This window comes from Gordonia sp. Swx-4 (assembly GCF_030316175.1).
In the GTDB taxonomy this organism is placed as follows: Bacteria; Actinomycetota; Actinomycetes; order Mycobacteriales; family Mycobacteriaceae; genus Gordonia; species Gordonia alkanivorans.
In genome coordinates, this window is the sequence record NZ_CP128197.1 from 310,774 (window position 1) to 331,161 (window position 20,388).

12 protein-coding genes are annotated in these 20,388 nt (G+C 68.1%); 4 read left to right on the top strand and 8 right to left on the bottom strand.

The features are described from left to right. Positions 1-144 precede the first annotated feature (144 nt). From PWF70_RS01340 to PWF70_RS01350, 3 genes are all read right to left on the bottom strand, one after another. Positions 145-3,423: an arabinosyltransferase domain-containing protein gene (locus PWF70_RS01340; protein WP_035754266.1), complete on the bottom strand. Its 3,279-nt coding sequence runs from the start codon at positions 3,421-3,423 to the stop codon at positions 145-147. Next, positions 3,416-6,739, bottom strand: a complete 3,324-nt coding sequence (locus tag PWF70_RS01345; protein ID WP_414538999.1) for an arabinosyltransferase domain-containing protein — start codon at positions 6,737-6,739, stop codon at positions 3,416-3,418. The genes PWF70_RS01340 and PWF70_RS01345 overlap by 8 nt, the downstream gene beginning before the upstream one ends. 63 nt (positions 6,740-6,802) lie before the next feature. After that, positions 6,803-10,150 (bottom strand): arabinosyltransferase domain-containing protein, encoded by a 3,348-nt coding sequence (locus PWF70_RS01350; RefSeq protein ID WP_035754269.1) that lies wholly within the window; start codon positions 10,148-10,150, stop codon positions 6,803-6,805. Between the two features lie 68 nt (positions 10,151-10,218). Between PWF70_RS01350 and aroQ the strand changes: the two genes are divergently transcribed. The 3 genes from aroQ (at position 10,219) to PWF70_RS01365 (ending at position 11,569) form a co-directional block, all read left to right on the top strand. Next, a complete protein-coding gene (aroQ, locus tag PWF70_RS01355) occupies positions 10,219-10,689 on the top strand; it encodes a type II 3-dehydroquinate dehydratase (protein WP_006358789.1) in 471 nt (156 codons plus the stop codon). Between the two features lie 87 nt (positions 10,690-10,776). Next, the gene (locus PWF70_RS01360; RefSeq protein WP_286352812.1) at positions 10,777-11,259 is read left to right on the top strand and encodes an SRPBCC family protein; all 483 of its coding nucleotides are present in this window, start codon (positions 10,777-10,779) and stop codon (positions 11,257-11,259) included. Further along, positions 11,252-11,569, top strand: coding sequence for an ArsR/SmtB family transcription factor (locus tag PWF70_RS01365; RefSeq protein WP_075862639.1), 318 nt, complete (start codon positions 11,252-11,254; stop codon positions 11,567-11,569). Before PWF70_RS01360 ends, PWF70_RS01365 begins: the two co-directional genes overlap by 8 nt. A 30-nt stretch (positions 11,570-11,599) precedes the next feature. Here the strand turns inward: PWF70_RS01365 and PWF70_RS01370 are convergent, their stop codons facing one another. Next, entirely contained in the window at positions 11,600-13,159 is a 1,560-nt protein-coding gene (locus tag PWF70_RS01370; RefSeq protein ID WP_286352813.1) for an HNH endonuclease signature motif containing protein, read from the bottom strand. A 161-nt stretch (positions 13,160-13,320) separates the two neighbouring features. Then, on the bottom strand, positions 13,321-15,909 hold the full coding sequence (locus tag PWF70_RS01375) for an alpha/beta fold hydrolase (RefSeq protein ID WP_286352814.1): 2,589 nt from the start codon (positions 15,907-15,909) through the stop codon (positions 13,321-13,323). A 232-nt stretch (positions 15,910-16,141) separates the two neighbouring features. On the opposite strand from PWF70_RS01375, the gene PWF70_RS01380 reads away from it, so the two are divergent. Then, positions 16,142-16,822, top strand: a complete 681-nt coding sequence (locus PWF70_RS01380; protein WP_075863522.1) for a nitroreductase — start codon at positions 16,142-16,144, stop codon at positions 16,820-16,822. Position 16,823: 1 nt separating this feature from the next. Here the strand turns inward: PWF70_RS01380 and PWF70_RS01385 are convergent, their stop codons facing one another. Genes PWF70_RS01385 through dprE2 form a run of 3 tightly spaced genes read right to left on the bottom strand, consistent with a single transcriptional unit; the run spans position 16,824 to position 20,385 of the window. Then, positions 16,824-17,591, bottom strand: coding sequence for an MBL fold metallo-hydrolase (locus tag PWF70_RS01385; protein ID WP_035754277.1), 768 nt, complete (start codon positions 17,589-17,591; stop codon positions 16,824-16,826). A gap of 3 nt (positions 17,592-17,594) precedes the next feature. After that, on the bottom strand, positions 17,595-19,598 hold the full coding sequence (locus PWF70_RS01390) for a galactan 5-O-arabinofuranosyltransferase (RefSeq protein ID WP_231498941.1): 2,004 nt from the start codon (positions 19,596-19,598) through the stop codon (positions 17,595-17,597). A gap of 25 nt (positions 19,599-19,623) precedes the next feature. After that, positions 19,624-20,385: a decaprenylphospho-beta-D-erythro-pentofuranosid-2-ulose 2-reductase gene (gene dprE2 / locus PWF70_RS01395; protein WP_035754282.1), complete on the bottom strand. Its 762-nt coding sequence runs from the start codon at positions 20,383-20,385 to the stop codon at positions 19,624-19,626. Between the last annotated feature and the right edge of the window lie 3 nt (positions 20,386-20,388).

The following is a 20,388-nucleotide window of genomic DNA, read 5'->3' on the forward strand; positions in this document are numbered from 1 at the left end:
GTCACGGCGGGATCGAGGGTCGCGCGGGATGAGTGACGCGACCGAGATTGGAGGTCACGGTGCGGTAACGAACGGAGGTCGCCTGGTTTCGACGAGGGTGTTGCGGGTAGCACCGCGACACCCTCGTCGGACCAGGTCAGAGCCTCAGTACCCGCTGGAACGCATCGGGGCGGGGTCGTACAGCCCCGACCGTCGTGCCTCCCCGAGTTCGATCTCGGCAGGCGGGGCCGGGATGATCTCGGTGAACCGCTGCAGGCCGCCCCAGTCGCGGCCCCAGTTGTTGCGCAGGTACGTCGGTAGCAGCGTCGGACGCAGCATCGCCTCGGTGATGCCCAACGGTCCGCCCGCGGTGCCCGACATCCAGGTCTGGCTGTTCTTCCGGGTGGCCTCGGCGTCGGGCATGATCCGCCACTTCGGCACCTCGAGTACACCGTGCCGGACCTTCATCGGCTGCTGGCACGGGAAGACCAGACCGGGCAGCCAGTCGATGAAGACCGGGTCGGTCCGGCCGACGACATCGTCCAGGGTCGCCAGCCTGCTGACGCGCGGCGGGGTGATGGCCACCCACTCCGACGACGCCGCTGCGGTGTCCTCGACCAGGATGCGCACCACGGTCGACTGTGCCGGCGAATCGGCCAGCGGGAACCGCAGGTTGCGCCAGGTCGGGACCTCACCGATGTCGATGGGGAACATCTGTCCCGTCGGCACCACCCGGCCGTCGGCGCCGACACGACCGAACTGCGCGATCACCTTCTGGCCGGCGTGGACGACGCCGATTCCGTCGACGGCCTCGACCGACCCGGCGACCGCCATGGTGAGCAGCGGGGCGTCGTCGGAACGTTCGGGCAACTGGTACCAGTCCGTGGTCAGTGAGGCGGTGCCCGACGGCGATCCGTAGCTGCCGAGAACCGGTGTGGCAGCCGGGTTCAGGCCGAACGGCAGGCGGACCGTCGACCCGTTGATGCCGCGTGCGCCCTGGCCGCCCTCGGTGCCACCCTGCGCCGACGACGAGTCGCCGGACTCGTCCGCGCCGGCACCGGTCTGCGCGGTGTTCTGGGCGCTCGTGGTGGACGGGGTGTCGCTCTCGGTGGCGTCCACCGACAGCTTGTCGGGAACCCCGTTGGGTGTGAAGCCGGTGGGATCCGTGCCCGACAATGCCTGTGCGACGCCGGGTGCCGGGCGGCCGTTCACCGCTGCGGGAGCCAGCAGGCCCGCCGTCGGATCGGCCTCGACCAGGACGTCGTTGGCCAGGCCGCACGAATTGCCGGTCAGGGCACGCGCATTGGACTTCATCCAGGACCAGGAGTCGCGCTGCTCGTAGGCGCCCTTCAGGAACGACGCGACCATGAACAGCACCATCAGTCCCGAGATCACCGGCAGCGGTGAGAACTTGAGCTTCGAGTACCAGCGGTCACCACCGCGGGTTCGGGTCTGTTCGTCGACGAAGTCGTCGCGGAAGTGGAACCACAGACCAGCCAGTGCGGTGACGATCGCCGCGAGCAGGATGAACCACGCGACGTTGACGCCGCCGACGGTCGGCGGGCGGTCCCACCACGGCACGCCGTAGCTGCCGACGAACCACCAGCCGTTGGTCCCGGCGAAGGAGATCCCAGTGATCGCGAGCACGGCGGCCGCGAAGAACGTGCGGTTTCGCCGCGACCGAAGGACGGCCGGCGCCATCATCGCGCCCGCTGCGGCAGCGAGACCGGCGGCGATACCCGCGTAGACGCCGAAGTGGTGGGTCCATTTGGTCGGGGTGAAGGCGATGAAGAACATAGTGCCCAGCGTGACCGCCACCAATCGCCAGATCGGTGCGCGCGCAACGCCGTTGGGATGTTCACGACGCAGCAGGCGCAAGAGTACGACGAACAGGCACAGGATCATCGCGAGGACGCCGAAGCGACGGGCGAGCGTGCCGTCGGCGGTCGGCAGGATCAGGTAGTAGTACCGGATCGGTTCCTGCCACCACTCGAGCGTCGGGCCGACGTCGGATGCGACCTTGTTGCCGGCGATGAGCGCGCCGATCGGCTGGTCGAAGAAGATCTGGAAGAGGACCGCGGTGCCGGCCGCCAGGATCGGCGCCAGCATCGGCAGGAGTCCGTCACGGGAACGGCGCGACACCAGGGTCTTCACGATCGGCCGGATACCGGCGAGCAGTGCCGCGACGGCCATCAGCCCGCCGGGGGCGAGGGCGAGGGTGAACGCCGCGGTCACGACCGCGATCGCGTACGGCAGCAGGCGCCGCGTCGCGATCGCCCGTTCCACGCAGCACCACGTGAGCAGCGCGCCCACCGCTTCCGCCGGCTCCGGACGCAAACCGTTGTTGAACGGCAACCAGATCGCCAGGAAGACGAACGCGGCCGACCACACCGCCGGTCTGCTGTTGCGGACCGCGCGCCCCAGGCGCGGGATCACCTCACGGCTGATGAGCCACCAGCCGAGAAGTCCGAGGAGGAAGGCGGGCAGGCGCATGAACGGCGTGGCGACGCTGATGTGCGACATCCACGAGATGACCTGGAAATGCCAGCCGAACGGGTCCTGCGGGACGCCGAAGTAGCGGAAGTAGTTGTCGGCGTAGCCGGCTTCGCTGGTGATGCGGCCGACGGTGAAGTTGTAACCGTCGTCGGAGGTGTTGGCGCCGGCGAACCACCAGAAGGCGAGGATCGCGAAAACCGCGACGTCGGGCGGGCGGATGGTCCACCAGCCGGTCGGCAGGAAACGCTTGTGCGCGCGGCCGTCCCGACGGTCGAGAACGCCGAGCGCGATCAGCGACAGGACCGTCATCACGATTCCGAAGACGATCGCGGCGAGCTTGAGCGGCGTCGGCGAGGAGACGTAGCGGGTGTCGATGGTCGCGTGCAACGACAGGCCGTCGCGGGACACGTCGGCCGGGAGATCGCTGTAGACTCCGACGATCTGCGGACGCATCTCGTGGTCGGGGATGGCGAACTCGTGCAGGCTGCCGGTGTCGGCGTCCGGGGCGGGCAGACCCTCGAAGCGACCGGCGACGCCCTCACCGTCGGCGTGCATGACGATGCGGCAGTCCGGGTTCGCCTGTGCCGCGGCACGATCGGTGTTGAGCAGCACCACGTTGCGGTCGGTCATCGTCAGGGCGTCCGGGGTGGCGCGGACGAAGAGACCGCGGGCGGAGTCGTCCTGACCACCTTCCGGCGTCGTGGAGAGCAGGACTCCGCCCTGGGCAGGCAATCGGGACGCCAGCGAACAGGGCACCGACATGTCCATGTCGATCGGGACGAAGGCCACCAGCGGTGCCGCCACATCCGATACCGAGTCACCCTGCGGCCACTCGAGTTCCGCGGTGGTCTGGTTGACCGGCAGGATCGGCGTGACGATCGCGAGCAGGAAGCCCAGCAGGCCCGTGACGACGGCGACGATCTTGGCGGTGCGGTTGGGTTCACTCATCGGATTCGGGCTCCACCCTGATCGAGCCGGCGCGTGACCAGCCCCATTGCGTCGTCTGTGCGGTGTCGATCTGTGCGTTCGGTGCGTCGGGTACCAGCGGCGTCAGTTTCTCCAGGGCGCCCCATTCACGGACCCAGTCGTCCTTGAGGTAGGTCGACACGGCCTGGGCCGAGGTCGTCGCCTCCGAGATGCCGAGCAGGCCGCCGTCGACCCCGGCCTGCCAGGTCTTGGACTGGGAGTTGGTCAGCGGGTAGTCACCCAGGATCCGCCACTGCGGCACCTGCGCGACGCCGTGCGAGACACCCATCGGCTGCTGGCACGGGAAGTGCGAGGCCACCCCGAAGTCGATCAGGGTCGGCGCCTTCGTCCCGACGACCTCCTGCAGGGTCTGCAGCTGTGGCGCGCGCGGCGGGGTGATCCCGATGAACTGCTTGTCGCCGAGGTTGTTGTCCTGCAACGACAGTCGCATCACGGTCGCAGCCGGCGGGGCGGCCGCCATCGGCACCCGCATGTTGCGCCACGGCCGGTTGAGGATGACCGGTCCGGGGTCGATGGGCAGGATGTCCGGGCCGACCTGCTCGAACTCACCGCCCGGGCCGGGCCGCCCGAACTGGACGACCATCTTCTGTCCGAAGTTCCGCACCCCGAAGGTGTCGATGGTCGAGACGGCGCCGGCGGTGCTGAACACGAGCAGCGGCGACGCGGCACGGTCGGCCGGCAGGTCGTACCAGCCCGTCGTCAGGCGCGCCTCGCCGTTGTACCCGTAGCTGCCGAGTACGGGCGTGGTGGCGGGGTCGAGTCCGAAGGGGAGCTTGGCGTTCGATCCGTTGACGGTCTCGGGGCCGCGGCCGCCGGTGGTCCCGGAGCCGAGTCCGCCGGTGATCGCGAACGGACGCGCCATGCTCGCCGAAACGTTCATCTGGCCCGGACGCTGGCTGCCCGGTTCGGGCTGCAGGTCGCCGGGAATTCCGTTGGGGGAGAAGCCGACCGGGTTCTCGCCGCGTAGAGCCTCGGTCGCCGACGCCCCGCCCGCGGGGGTGAGCATGCCGGTGTTCGGGTCGACCTCGACGAGCACCTCGTCGGCCAGCCCACACGGGTTGCCGCGCAGGGTGTTCAGGTTCTCGGTGAGCACCGTCGGCGCCGGATACCGGCTCACGGCCGCCTTGACGAACAACAGCATCTCGACCACGACGAGGAGACCGGCGATCACCGCGATGGGCGAGGAGGCGAGGAACAGGCGGCGCCGGTCGGCTCGTGTCTCACCGGGGCCGGTGTCGCTGTGTGCGAGACCGCGATTGGTGACGTAGTCGAGCCGAAGATGCTGCCAGACCGCGAGGGCGGCGGCCAGGACGGCGAGGATCAGGAACAGCGTCGACGCCCCGTAGCCGGCGATGACGGGCGCCCGGTCGAACCAGGAGATGCCGTACTCGTAGGCGAACGGCCACGAGTTGTAACCGGCCATCGCCGCGGCCATCGCGAAGAGCAGACCCGACACGAAGACGGTGAGGTTGCGGGCCGATCGTGCCGCCGACTGGGCGACGGCGAGGGTCGCGGCCGCGGAGATCGCCGCAGCGAGACCGGCGAGCACGCCGAACTGGATCGTCCACTTGGTCGGGGTGAACACGAACAGCAGCAGGGTCACGCCGACGGCGCCGACAAGGCGCCACACCGGACCGGGGTCGACGCCGCGTATCCGGGTGCGCCGCAGCATCACCGCGACCACCACGAACAGGCCGGCGAGGAGAAGGAGCAGGGGCACGCGACGGGTCAGCGAGCCGTCGTCGGTGACGACCGAGATGAAGTAGTAGCGCAGGAACTCCTGGTGCCAGGAGATCACCGGGCCGACGGTGTAGCGGAGCTTGATGGCCTCGAGCACCGTCGCGAGCGTCTGATCCCGGAAGACGATGACCAGTACGACCATCCCGGCGGCGGCGATCGGCGCGACCAGCGCCGCGGTCGAGGTCCATCTCGAGCCGCCTAGCTCGTCGCGTCGCCGGAGCAGGATGTGCAGCAACGCGCGGGCAGCGACGAGCAGGATCGCGACACCCACGACGCCGTGCGGGGCGAGCGCGAGGGTGAACCCGGCGAGCGCCGCGGCCAGCGCCGCCGGCAGCAGGCGTCGGGTGGAGATGGCGTATTCGGCTGCCCACCAGGTCAACAGGGAGCCGAGGACGATGATGCCCTCGCTGCGCAGGCCGCTGCAGAACGGCAGCCAGAACGCCGTGAACGTGAGGGCGGCAGCCCAGGTCGCCCACGAGCTGCGACGCACCGCCGGGCCGAGACGCGGCAGCAGCACCCGGCTGAGCACGAACCACGACACGAGGCCGGCGACGAGTGCCGGGATGTGCATCCACAGGATCGACGGCGAGATCGACGACCACATCGAGAGGAAGCTGTAGTACCAGTCGAACGGCGCCTCGGGGATGCCGTAGTAGCGGTAGTAGTTGGCCAGGTAACCGAACCCGTCGGCGGTGCGGCCCATGTTGAGGATGTAACCGTCGTCGGGCGACCCGGCACCCAGGAACAGCCAGACCAGCAGGATCGCCGTCACGACCAGGTCGGCGGCGCGCGGCTTCAGTGAGTGCCACCAGGCGCGGGTGCGGACCCCGATCCGCCGGTGGTAGCCCTGGATGCGGTCGAGAAGGGCCAGCGCGACCAGGGCCACGATCACCGAGATCACGGCGAGGACCATCACGATGATCTTCAGGACCGTCGGCGAGGACTCGTAGCGGTTGTCGATGTCGATCGAGACCGACATCCCGGCGTCGGCCGCGGCGCGGGCCTGCTCGGCACTCAGTTCGCTGAAGATGCCGGCGACCTGCGGTCGCTTCTCCGGCGGCAGGACCGTCGAGTCACCGAGGCCGACGAACCGGGCGCCGGGTCCGCTCGGGGCGGAGAAGATGTGCAGCTCGCGGCAACGGTCGAGTTCGGCGCGGGCCGCGGTGGCCGCGACGCTGTTGCGGAACGTGACGGTGACGGCCTGATCGGACTTCGTCACCCACAGCGACGAGCCCTTCGACTTCGGCGCGCTCACCGGCATGGTCGAGAGGACGACGCCGTTGCGAGCGCCGGCCAGCATCGAACACGGGATGCGCGCCTCGAGCGTCTGCGGGGTCTGCGCGATGAGCGGCGCCATCACCGATGACGTCTCCGCCGCGAGCTCCTGACCTGCGGGCCAGGTGATGTCGGCGTCGGTGGCCTTCACCGGCAGGAGCGGGGTGAGAGCGCACAGCACGACGCCGAGAACACCCGCGACGATCGCGATCAGACGGGCGGTACGTGCGGAAACACGGGACGTCGGGGCTGTCACAGGCACGGTGCTTGATCGTATGCGACCGGCACCCGCCCACCTAGCGCCCACCCTGAGCTGCGCCGCTCCTCAGTGTCGGATCGGCGCCGGGCTCCACAGGCCGCTGCGGGTCTGGGTGCCGGTGTCGATGTCGGCGAGGGTGTCCACGCCGCCGTACGGCTCGTAGCGCTCCAGCGCGCCCCAGTCGCGACCGATGTCGGCCATCAGGTATGTCGGCAGCGCGGTGGCCTGCTGGGAGACCTCGATCCAGCCGAGCGGTCCACCGCCGAAGCTGTTCTGCCACGCCGACACCGCTGCGGCGAGGTCGGCTCCCGGCTTGATGCGCCACTTCGGGATTTCGGCGATACCCGCGTCGTGGGTGAACGGTCGCTGGCACGGGAAGCCGAGCCCCGACGTCCAGTCGACGTGTACCGGGTCGGTGCTGCCGACGACGTCCTGCAGGGTGTCCATCTGCGGAACCCGTGGCGGGGTCAGCACGATGAAGCGGTCCTCGTTGAGATTGTCGTCGGTGGCCACGATGCGGACCGCAGTGGTGTCGGCGGGCAGCTCATCGGTGTTGTACCGCAGGTTGCGCCAGGCCGGCCGCGGTCCGGGGTCGATGAGTTCGGTCTCACCGGCGGCGGTCAGGTCGGCGTCCTCGGTGTCCGGTCCGATCGGGTCGGCGGTGTATTCGAGCATCACGTTCGGGTTGTCGTACTCACCGGCCACCGACATCGTCAGCAGCGGACGGTCACGCCAGTCCTTCGGGAGCGCGTACCAGCCGGAGGTCAGGCGCGCCGGAACCTGGTCGAGCTTGGAGTAGCTGCCCATGACCGGCGTCGTGGCGGGGTCGAGGAAGAACGGCAGGGCCGCGGTGCTGCCGTTGACGCCGGGTTCGGGCAGTTCGCCGCCGCCGGTGCCGCCGGGGTTGGAGTTCAGGATCTTGGGGTCGGCCCAGACGTTGCCGGACAGCACGCCAAGCGAGCCCTCGCTGGCGGTCGACGCCAGGTCCAGCGGAACCCCGTTCGGTGAGAAGCCGGACGTGGTGGCCGACGCGCCGGGGGCGGGCGGCGGCCCGGCGAGCGGATTGGTGAGCGAGGAGTCGACCGGGCGCAGCATGTCGCGGTTCGGGTCCGCCTCGACCCACACCTTGTCGGCCATCGCGCACGGCTTTCCGGCGACCGCGGCCAGGTTGGACCGCGGTACCGAGAAGGACGAGCTCTGGTGGATGCCGGCGAAGATCGCGGTGATGAGCTGGAAGACGACGACCGCCATCGCGAGGTAGGCGAGGGGGGCGGCCGCCACCGAGGCGAACAGTCGCCGATACCACCGCTGGTCGGAGGTGTCGACGGGTTCCGCGGGATGCGGATCGGTGCCGGTGAACGGTTCGCGGAAGTGGAACCACAGTGCGACGAGCAGCAGCGCGAGCGACGCGTACAGCAGGACGCTGCCCAGCATCACGCCGCCGATCGTCACCTGCTGGATGCCCCAGGGCATACCCCAGGAGGAGTAGTAGTAATAGGAGTTCGGCGCGGTGAACGCCAGACCGCCGATGAACAGGACGAGCGCGCAGAACAGGGTGCGGTTGCGTCGTGAGTGCATCGACTGCTGGCTCGCGGCGATCGCGGCGATGGCTGCCAGTGCGGCGGCGATACCGGCGAAGACGCCGAAGTGGTGGGTCCACTTGGTCGGCGTGAACATGAGGAACACCAGCGAGGCGAAGGTGATCGCGACGATGCGCCGGGTGGGTCCGATGGCCGTGCCGGGGATGCGGTTCTTGCGGATCAGGACCGCTGCGGACACCACGAGACCGAGGATCATCGCGAGGACCGCGAAGCGTCGAGCGACCGAGCCGTCGGCGGAGAAGGCGAACAGCGCCGAATAGCGACCGAGCTCGTTGTACCAGTTCATCGACGGTCCGAGCGCGGTCTTCATGCTCGACGCCTCGGAGAACGAGCGCAGGGTCAGGTTCGAGAACACCACGAAGACGACGAAGCTGCCGGCGGCCAGGATCGGTGCGATCAGCGCGACGAACGACCATCGCAGCGCGCGGGGCGAGGTCGAGTCACCGGTGATCACCCGGGCACGTTTGATCAGCGCCATGATCATCGGACGTGCGCCGGCGATCAGTGCCGCGACTGCGAGCAGGCCGGTGGGGCCGGCGGCGATGCTGAAGGCACCGACCAGGCAGGCCACCGCGGCGGGTAACAGTCGGCCGGTCGCGATGGCGCGCTCCACCGAACACCAGGTGAGCAGGGCGCCGAGGCAGATGATCGGCTCGGGACGCAGGCCGTTGTTGAACGGGAACCAGCAGGCGAGGAAGGTGAAGGCCGCGGTCCACGCGACATACGGGCGGGCGATCGCGGCGCGGCCGAGCCGCGGGATCACCTCGTGACTCACGATGAGCCACACCAGGATCCCGCAGGCGAGCGCGGGTAGCCGCATCCACGGACTGGCCACCGAGACATGGCTGAGCAGTCCGAAGACCTGGTAGTACCAGCCGAACGGCGCTTCCGGCGCGCCGTACCAGCGGAAGTAGTTGGCGGTGTAGTCGCTGTCCTGCGCGACCCGCGACATCGTCAGCAGGTAACCGTCGTCGGAGGTGTTCGGGCCGATCATGTGCCAGAGGATCAGCGCACCGATCACCACATAGTCGCGCGCGTTGAGGCGCCACCAGCGGGCCGGGAAGATGCGTCGATGACGGCGGCCGTCGGTCGCGTCGAGAGCGGCGAGTGCGGCCAGCGAGAGCAACGTCGAGGCGACACCGACGATGACGACGAGCCACTTCGAGATCGTCGGGGCCGTGTTGTACCGGGAGTCGACCGTGACGTGCGCGTCGAGACCCTCGATGGCGGCCGCGGGTCCGGACAGGTCGGTGAAGAGGCCGGTGACCTGCGGTCGCTGGTCAGGCGAGTTCTTGAAGGCCTCTTTGTCCTCGGTGGTGCCCTCGAGCGGGTCGCCGGCGTCGTTGGTCATGCCGACGAACTCGGCGGTCACCGCGTCGGAATCGGCGTGGACGACGATCTCGCGGCAGTCCTGCGTGCGCATGTCCTGGAGGCTCGCGGAGATCAGCGGGACGTTGCGGATGACCACCTCGACGCCCTGGCGGTCGGCGGGGGCGTCGGCGGCGCCCGTCTTGCGGATGAACAGGCCGCGTTCGGCGGACTTCTCCGCCTGCTTCGGTGTGGTCGACAGCAGCACCGAACCACCGGGAGGCAGGTCGTCGACCGCGGCGCACGGGATGGTGACGTCAAGGTCGACGGGGGTGTAGCCGATGAGCGGGGAGGCGACGGAACCGATCTGTCCGTTCTGGGGCCAGTTGATCTCCGCGGTCTTCTGCTCGACCGGCATCAGCGGGGTGGCGAGCGCGAGCAGAAAGCCGAGCAGGCCGGTGACGATGGCGACGATCCTCGCTCGTCGGACGGTCTGCGCTGGCACAAAGAGAGATGGTAGCCGCTGAGGTGTCTCGCCCCGGTCGGCGAGGCGGCTGAGACTATGGTGAACCCATGTCCGACTCCACGTCCGATACGGCCGGTGCGCAACCGCTGCCGATCCTGCTGCTCAACGGGCCGAACCTGAACACCCTGGGTACCCGTGAGCCGGCGATCTACGGCTCCGAGACGCTCGACGATGTCGTCGACCTCGCCGAGCGGACCGCGTCGGAACTCGGTTTCGGCCTGCGTGCGGCGCAGACCAATCACGAGGGACAGATGATCGACTGGATTCACGAGTCGGTCGGGAAGATCAGCGGCATCGTCATCAACCCCGGCGGGTGGACCCACACGTCGGTGGCCCTCGCCGACGCCCTGGTGGTGCCCGGCGTGCCGATCTTCGAGGTGCACATCAGCAATGTGCACAAGCGCGAGGCGTTCCGGCACCACTCCTATGTCTCACCACTCGCGGCCGGAGTCATCGCGGGTTACGGCATCCGCGGTTACGAGTTCGCGATCCGACGACTCGCGGAGATCGTGGACTGAGCCCGATTGCTGCAACCCAGGGGTTGCAAGTTGCCGGTAATGGTGCAACCATTGGGTTGCATCATTCGAAGTGACCCAGGAGGCGTCATGAGTGCGACCGATCCCGAAACGACAACTACGGCAATCTATGACGACCTCGATCGCATCGAACGCGAGATCCTCATCGAGGCGACCGCCGAGCGCGTGTGGCAGCTCGTCAGCGAACCCGGCTGGTACATCAACGACAGCGTGATCACCGAGCACCGGATCGACCGCGACGGAGATCTGTCGACGGTGCACGATCCGGTCCACGGCGCCTTCGTCTTTCGCACCGTGAAACTCGACGAGCCGCGCTACGCCGCCTTCCGTTGGCTCGCCGACGCATCCGATCCCGACTCGGAGTCGACGCTCGTCGAGTTCTGGATCGCCGACTCCGAGTCCGGGGTGATCCTCAAGGTCGTCGAGTCGGGATTCGCCTCGCTGTCCGGTTCGGAGGCGGAGCGACGCGCCCGGTTCGACGGCAACGCCGAAGGGTGGAGGATCGAGCTCGAACTGGCACGCACCCACCTGACGAGCAGATCCGATGCCTGAGGTTGCTCCCGTCGAGATCTTCGGCGCTCTCGCCGACGAGAGTCGCTGGCAGATCCTCGTCAGATTGGGAACCGAACCGGCGTCGGCGTCGACCCTCGCCACCGAGTTGCCGATCAGCCGTCAGGCGATCGCCAAACATCTCAAGATACTGACCGATGCGGGCCTGGTCGCCGCGTCCCGCGCCGGCCGCGAAATACGTTACGAGGCAGCCGGTTCGGAGCTCTCGCGCCTCGCACGACATCTGGACACGATCGCGCGCGGATGGGATCGCCGTCTGGCCGGTATCAAGAAGGCCGCCGAACGCGACTGATCCGCGAGAGGTTGCTCGTGGAGAGACCTCTCAGAACGGCGGTGGACCGTCGGCCTGTTCACGTCGTTCACGTTCTCGCTGGTTGCGGGCACGTTCGGCCCGCCGGCGTGCGTGCTTGTGCGCGAGCCAGTTGCTGGTGGGCGGGGTGTCGTCCCCGGTGATGACCCGTGGGGACGGTGGGGCTTGGGGTGGCTGTTCGTAGCGGATACGACGCAGGTTGGGGAAGGAGTCCTCGAGGTTCTCGGCGTCACCAGGGATGACGAACCCTTCGGACGTGCGGTATTCGGTGACCAGGTGGCCGTCGTCGTCGCGGTACTGGACGTCTATCCAGTCGCCGAACGTCTTGTGCAGATGCCCGAACCGGCACTTGGCGTTCAAGTTCTCACTCGATGTGGCCCCACCCTGGGCGGGGTTGGTGTGGTCGTACTCGGCGACGTGGTCCAGATCGCTACCGAAAGCGGACTGGGCGCAGCCGGGTTCGGTGCAATATCCATCACGCACCCGCACGAAGTCAGCACACGCGGTGGTGGGCCGGTACGGGTCGGCGGCTTGCGCACCGGGATAGACGATCACGACGTCTTTCGACGGGACGTCCTCGACGACGATGCGGGCCGGGGGTGTGCGCACCGGGGTGACGGGTGTGATGGTCGCGTCGACCCGTTCGGCGAGATCACGCACATGCTCGTCGGAGACGATCCCGTGGCCGTCGACCCAACCGATCCCTGGTGCCCCGGCGAGAGTGGCGGCGTCGGTGACGACGTGGATGACGACCTCGGTGCTCACCGACCGGACGACCTCGGCGGGGTCGGGGATCTCGGCGTCACAGTCCTCTCGCTGGCATTGGCAGTCGAAGATGGTGCCGGTCAGCAGAGCGAACATGGCATCGGAGTTGCGCTGGTTACGGTTGCGGCCGTCGTGCGCACACACGGTGTCGGCCAACGCTTTCACCGCTTTCGCGGCGATGCGAATGTTCTCCGCGGCCATCACGCCGGTGATCTCACCGGTGCCGTCGGTGAAGTTCTCGGTCCACATACCGCGCTTGTCCAACGCTTCACGACGCCGCTCCCGCACTGCATCAGGATCGTGACGGAAGACGAGGCGGTCGACCATGTCACGCAGCTTCGGTGTGGTCCAGGCGCCCTTCCTGGTGCGCAGGATGGTTTCGATCTCGGTATCGAGGTCCGCGATGGCCGCGGCGTCGGAGATGAGGTCGGTGCGGGAGATGACCGTCTGGATCAACTGGCGCGACAGGATGCCGTCGCGCAGGGTGGTCAGCACTTTCGGTAACCGGTCCCGCAGGGCGAGCGCTTCACCGACCCACTGATCAGCCTGGTAGCGGGTGATGGCGGCTTCGCGGCAGACCCGGGTCACCATCTCGGTGTAGCGGTCGATGAAGAACCCGCCCTGAGTGTTGACCACGAGCTGGTCGTAGACGGTGACGATCGACTCATACCGGCACCACGCCAGATAAGCCTCACCATGGCGGATCGAACCGAACCGTTCCATATGGGTTGCGGTGTCAGACAATTCGGGGTGGACAGCATCGACCCCGGCGAGAAACTCGCTCGGAAGATCGGTCCACTTGCTCACGCTGCCCCCACAACGTCTACAGCCCAACCTGGGTGGCTGAATCTGTTACCAACCAATCTAGATCAACCCACCGACAAACGCGGATCCTCCTCCACAAGGTCGGGAAATAGAAACGTTGTGGGGCAGACGGTTTGATCGGAATGAAGTCTGGCAGACAAGTTCTAACCTGCCGCGCGCTCCAGGATCTCCTCTATCGCCCTTGCGGTCTCGGTGGCGTGCGGAGCGCGGATCATCGAGATGTGGTCGCCGTCGATGTCGAGGAACTCGATCTTCCCCGACGTGAAGTGGCCCCAGAGGGCGGGATCGTCGGTGTTGGTGCGTGCCCTGATGACCGTGATCGGACCCGAGTAGGGGCTGGGCCGGTGCCGTCGGATCATCTTGGTGCCGAGGCGGAAGAAGACGACCCACTGCACCGGCGTCGACAACGGGACGAGTCCCGCGGTGAGAACCAGTGCCTTGAGGGCGATTTCCTGCACGACGCGCTGGACCGGTGAGCCGGTGGGCTTCTTCTCGTCGGTTCCGGTACGGTCCGGCAGTGTCTCGCTCGTCATCGTCAGCGAGCGCAGCGAGTTGCCGATGCGCTGCACGACGTTCGGTCCGCTCCCGGAAAGGCGTTGTGTCAGAATCGGGTCGATGACCGAATCGAGCACGGCGACCGGATGGCAGGTCTCGCCGGCCCGGGTGAGGCGCGCGGCGACCTCGACGGCGATGAACCCGCCCAGCGAGTAACCGCCGATCTGATACGGGCCGTGGGGCTGCACCGACCGGATGTCGGCGATCGCCCGACGTGCCGCGGCGCGCACAGAATGATCTGCACGGCCGCGCTTTTCGACGCCACGGGACTGGATGGCGTACACCGGACGGTCGCCGGAGAGTGCACGGACGACCGGCGTCAGGCTCGTCGCGAGACTGCCCGCCCCGGCGATGAGGAAGACCGGGTCGCCGGCGCCCTTCCGCAACGGGATCAGCGTGGCACCGGTGGCGTTCTTGGAGCGCTCCTTCGCGGCCGCCTCGATCCGCTGCGCGAACTGCGCGATCGTCGGTGCCTCGGCGAGCATGGCGGTGTTCACCTCCAACTGGAGGTGGTGCTGGACCTCGGAGAGCATCTTGGCTGCGGCGAGGGAGTCACCGCCGAGCTCCACGAAGTCGTCGTGACGACCGAAGGACTGGGGTTCGAGACCGAGGATCTCGCTCCAGAAGCGGTGCAGCGCCATCTCGGTCAGCCCGCGCGGACGCTCGGGCGTCGGGCGCGGTGGGGGAGGAGGCAGGGCTCCGCGGTCGACCTTGCCGCGCTCGTTGCGCGGGATCTCCGAGACCACGACGATGTCGCGCGGGATCATCCACGGGGTCAGCGTCTTTCCGAGTTCGTGCCGGATCTCCGCGGGCGACGGCGACCACTTCAACGGGTCGACGGCCACGTGCGCGGTGAGCCGGCCCTCGTCCCGATCGGCGGTGACGACGGCGTCGGTGGTCCAGGGCAGCGACCGCAGCGCGGACTCGACCTCGAGGGGTTCGACGAGATAGCCGCGGATCTTGATCGCGTCGTCGCCACGACCGAGCAGTGCTAGTTCACCGTTCTCGTCGAGACGGCCGAGATCGCCGGTGCGGTAGCGTCTGCGGCCGTCGGGCAGCGAGGTGAAGCGGGCCGCGGTCAGCTCCGGATCCGCGTGGTACCCGGAGGCGATGTGTGCGGATTCGACGATGACCTCACCGGTGGTCCCCGGCGGCAGATCGTGACCGTCCTCGTCGACGATGCGGACGACCTTGTCCGATGCCGGGAGGCCGACCGGTATCGCGCCGTCGGTGACCGCGCGTTCCGGTGGGAAGAGATTGAAGGCCAGGTTGCCGACCTCGGATGCGCCTGCCCAGCAACAGAACACGCCGCGGGAGAGGATCGTGTTCCGTGCGAGTTCGACATCTGCGCGATGCGCAGGCTCACCGCAGGTCGAGAGCAGGCGCAGGGAGTCGACGGCGTCCTCGGCGTCGAGCTCGCCCAGCCACGACCGGAGCAGTGACGGAGTGCAGTGCGCGGTGGTGGCACTTTCGGCGGACAGCCAGTCGCGTAGCCCGGTGGTCGTGCGGCGCCGGACATCCCACAGCAGCATCGTCGCGCCGTTCAGGAGACTCATCGCGAGCGCGTCGAGCCCGCCGCCGAAGCTCAGCGGCAGCAGCACCGCAGCGCGATCGTCGGGACCGAGCTCCATGAACCGTCGGCCGTCACGCGCGTGGTTGACGGGTGTGCGCTGGGCGAGTACGACCCCCTTGGGGGTGCCGGTGGAGCCGGAGGTGAACAGGAGAACTGCTGGGTCGTCGGGTGCGGGTTCGGCGTCGGGCGTCGCGGCCTGGTCGCGCGGCGCGAGCTGTCCGACGGCCGCCGGGGTGAGGAGGTGCGCCCCGGACAGTTCCAGGATGTTCGCGCGGCGGTCCTCGGGCAGGAACGGATCGACCAGTACGAGCGGACGTCCGGCGCACCAGACCGCGAGCATCGAGAGCACCGAGTCGACGTCGGACTCGATCTCGACGGCCACCGGGTTGTCCGTCGGGGTCGTGTCGAGGATTGCGCGGGCGAGGTTGTCCACGCGCGCGGCCGCCTGCGCGAAAGTGATCGACTGCTCCGGAGTGCGGATCGCGGCCGAGTCGCCACCGCTGCGGGCGATGGCTCGCCATCGGGCCGCGACGGTCGTCTCGGCGGACTCGGATGATCCGGCCGTGGCAAACGGACTGTGATCCAGGTATCTGGCGCCGGTCATGTCCTCGAACTCCCCAGGTGGCGGGGGGACCACGGTTGCGGGCGGGCCGCGGCTCTCGACCCGGACGACGCCGTTCCGTGCGGGACGCGGCCCCTCCTCCGGCCCCGCAAACTACTCAGGTAAAGCTACCCTTTGTTCGGCTCATCGGCAGTGTTGGACGGCGAGAACGTGGCGCGGGTAACAGTAGGGTGAAGACAGATCGGTAGGCCCGATGGCCCGACGAGAGGGAACGATGCAGTACGACGACGTGATCCTGGGCCGGCGCAGCATCCGCGGTTTCACACCGGAGCCCGTGCCCCGAGAACTGATCGAGGAGATCCTCGCGCTCGCCATGCGTGCTCCGTCCTCGATGAACACCCAGCCCTGGAACTTCTACGTGATCACCGGTGAACCACTCGATCGCATCCGTGCGGGCAACACCGAGCGCAACCTGGCCGGTGTACCGCACTCTCGTGAGTTCCGGACCGGGGCGGAGAAGTTCACCGGTGTCCATCGTGATCGCCAGGTCGGCGTGGCCAAGCAGCTGTTCACCGCGATGGGCATCGCTCGCGAGGACATGGAGATGCGGCAGGACTGGGTCCTACGGGGATTCCGCCAGTTCGACGCCCCGGTCTGCGTGATCGTGACTTACGACCGCATCCTCGACGGCAGCGACGACACACCCTTCGACTGCGGTGCGGTCTCCACCGCGTTGGTGAACGCCGCCTGGTCCCGGGGTCTCGGTGCGGTGATCAACAGCCAGGGCATCATGCAGTCACCCGTCGTTCGGGAACATGCCGGAATCCCGGATGACCAGGTGATCATGAAGAGCATCGCGCTGGGCTGGCCGGATGAGACGTTCCCCGCCAATGCCGTGATCTCCGAACGCAAGACGGTCGAGGAAGCCACCACGTTCGTGGGGTTCGGAGACTAGTTCAGAGCGCCAGCGCTCGGTGGGCCGCGTCGGCGACGCTGCCTCGATACAGCGGTCCGTGTCCGGCCAGCAGCAGCTCGGCGTCGAGTTCGGTGAACCGTTCGACGCTCCGACGCGCCGTGGCCTCGTCGTGCTGGAAGAGGGACGGAATGCACTGTGGCCCGACGATCGCCGACACCTCATGGCCGCTGACCAGCGCATCGCCGGAGACCAGGGCGCGTCCGTCGCCGACCAGGTAGGAGCTGTGGCCGTCGGTGTGGCCGTGGCTGGCCACCGGCACCGGTGACCCCGGCAGGTCGAGTTTCCCCGGAAAAGACTCTGCGGCAGACAGTCCGGCTCGACTCAGCACCCCGAGAGGTGTGGTCTTCGCGAGCCAGGACCACAGGCGTCGGGTGCCGACGAGTGGTGCGAGATCGAGTGCGTTCGCCTGCTGGAGATGGTGCCGCAGGGCGTGGTCGACCTCGACGGGATCCATGTAGACCGGGAATCCGTACCGCGCCTGCAGTTTCGCGAGTCCGCCGAGATGGTCGACGTGCGCGTGTGTCAGCAGCGCGCCACGGATGTCCTCAGGGCGGCGACCGATCCGATTGATCGATTCGATCACCTGCCCGGCCTGTCCGGGGTAACCGCCGTCGATGAGGGTGAGCTCGCCGTTCTGCTCCAGCAGCACCCAGTTCACGACGTCGGTGTGGACGAAATACGTTGTCGCCGAGTCAGCGTCGAGGCGCGTGATCTCCATCGGCCGGGCGGTGCGGAAGGAGGGACGCATCGCTCACTTCCGGACGACGAGGACGAACGGGCCCACCTCGGTGACCTCGAACCGCGGGTCATCGAAGACCGAAGGATCGAAGGTGACGGTGTAACGCTTCACGTTCGGGTCGTTCGGGTAGACGTCCTCGGCGAGGCGGAGCGAGTACCCGTCCGAGCTGTATCGGAACAGGAAGACGTTCGGCGCCTTCCACGGCGACTCGTCGAGATGTCCGACCAGCTGATCGGCGTCCTCCGACTTCGCCCACCGTGCGATGGCCGCGGCGCGCTTGTCGAACTCGGCCAGCGGGTTGGCGTAGTGCGAGGTCAGTCCCTGGAAACCCCAGTACGGATAGATCGACAGGAACCCGAAATCGGCGGTGAGGACGACGTTGTCGGTCGGCGGCCGGCCGGTCTGCTCCCCGATCAGTTTGTCGATCTCGGCGAAGTACGACTCGGTGCCGGCCGGACGTGCATCGGCGCGCTTGCCGTAACCGTCGGTGTCGGTGTAGGCGGTGGTGATCTCCGTACCGAGATGACCGGGGATGCTCTGTGCCGCTGCGATTGCGGCGAGCACGGCCACCGCGCCGACGACGACGCGTACGTCACCGAACCTGCCCACGGCCCAGCGGCCGATGTCGACGACACCGAAGACGCCGGCCGCGGCGAGCGCACACACCAGGATCGGCTCGAGCCGGAAGGACAGCAGGGTGGTGCCCATCGCGGTCATGAGCATCGACAGGAGACAGAAGAGGTACACCGTGATCACGGTGGCGCCCATGGCAACCGCGACGGTTCGTGTCCGGAAACGCAGGAGAATCCACAGCAGGCCGATCATGGTGATCGCGCCGACGAGGTTGACCCCGAACATCGGCAGCGGGAACACCGCACCGCGCTCCGGGAGGTAGTGCTCGGCGGTTCCGCCGCTGGCCGGGGCGCTGGACAGCCGCTTCAGCAGATAAGGCGCCCAGACCAGCAGGGCGATTCCTCCGGCGATGACGCCCACCGAGACGAGTCGGCCGGCGACGGCGACCATGATCTCGCGGCGGTGCGCCTTGACGGTCCGGGTCGGTGTCGCCTTGTTGGTCGCCGCGATCCAGCCCTGGGCGAGGAAGTAGCAGGCAAGCAGGATCGCGGTGAGTGCGAACAGGCCGGTGTAGAGCGTGTAGGTCGCGGCCGAGATGCCGAGGAAGACACCAGCACCGACCACCGCAGGCCAACTGGTCGCACCCCGCAGTGGTCCGGCCGGACCATCGGCGGCACGCGTGCGACCCCTCAGCGCGTAGGTGAGGACGATCATCATCGGTACACCGATGATCACGAGGATCGCGGCGTACGGCTCGGGTGAGGCGTACAGCAGGGCCATCGTGGTCACCGCGAGTCCCAGTGCCACACCACGATCCGCACCGAACATGCGGTTGAACAGGATGATGCCGACCGCCGCGGCCACTGCCATCGACACGATGGCCCACGGCTTGTACGCCTCCCACCCGGGCTGGCCGAGCAGATTCGCGAACCGGCCGCCCCACCAGAACCACCCGGCCGGGTAATACGGCGGCAGATCCGGATAGGTCATGTCCGCCAGGTGCGGACTCGACGTCATCCGCGTCAGGTACTCGGTGCGGAACTCCTGGTCGACGGACAGGCCGAAGAGGTAGAGACGCGTCGCCCCCAAGGGCATCCCGATGGTGACCGTCACGAACGCCGACATGGCCGCCGCCGACAGGAACGGGATGAACACCCGTCCCTTGCCGTAGCGGTACAGCAATGCGACGACGACGAGCACCGCGATCGCGAGGACCTGGCCGGCGGTCGTCAGCGACCGGGTCACGTTCGACGAGTTGAAGGCCGGCCAGTTGACGGTCTCGATCGCCTTGAGGCCGACGATCGACACCACCGCACCGACCACCACAGCCGTCAGCAGGAGCAGCGCCGTCCGGCCCAGGCGTGATGCCGTGGTGGGACCGGAGTCCGTTTCCTGAGGCGCGGTCGTGGGGTCCTGGCGGTCAGCGCTCACAGAAGTCGTCATCGCTCGCAATCGCAGTCGGGGGCTGCTAGACGGGCAGCTTGCGGAAGATCGGGCGCGGGATGTGGCGCAGGACCATCATGATGTAGCGGAAAGGTCCGGGGACCCAGACGATCTCCTTGCCCTTGGTGGCCGCGGCCACCGCGAGGCGTCCCACGTCTTCCTTCTCGACGGTCAGCGGCGCCTCCTTGACGTGCGCCGACAGTCGCGTGCGGACCTGACCCGGACGGATCACGAGGACGCGAGGGCCGTAGGGACGCAACGCCTCACCGAGTCCGAGGTAGAAGCCGTCGAGGCCGGCCTTGGTGGAGCCGTAGACGAAGTTGCTGCGACGCACGCGCTCACCGGCGACCGAGCTCATCGCGATGATCTGGCCGTGGCCTTGGGCGCGCATCTTCTCGCCGAGCAGGACGCCGACGGAAACCGCTGCGGTGTAGTTGATCTGGGCTTCGGCGACCGCGAGGCCGTGGTCCTGCCACGCCTGCTCGTCGTCACCCTGGATGCCGAAGGCGACGATGGCGACGTCGACGTCACCGTCGGCGAAGGCCTTGTCGATCACGTCGCGGTGGGTGTCGGTGGCGCGGGCGTCGAAGTCGATGACGCTGACCTCGGTGGCGCCGGCCTCCTTGGCCTTCTCCACTGCCGCCTCGACGGCCGGATCGCCCGGCAGGGCGGCGAGGATGACCCGCGCCGGTCCCTTGCTCAGGTACTCGGCGGTGATGGCGAGCCCGATCTCCGAGCTCCCGCCCAGGACCAGGATGGACTGTGGGACGCCGACGGCGTTCATCATCTT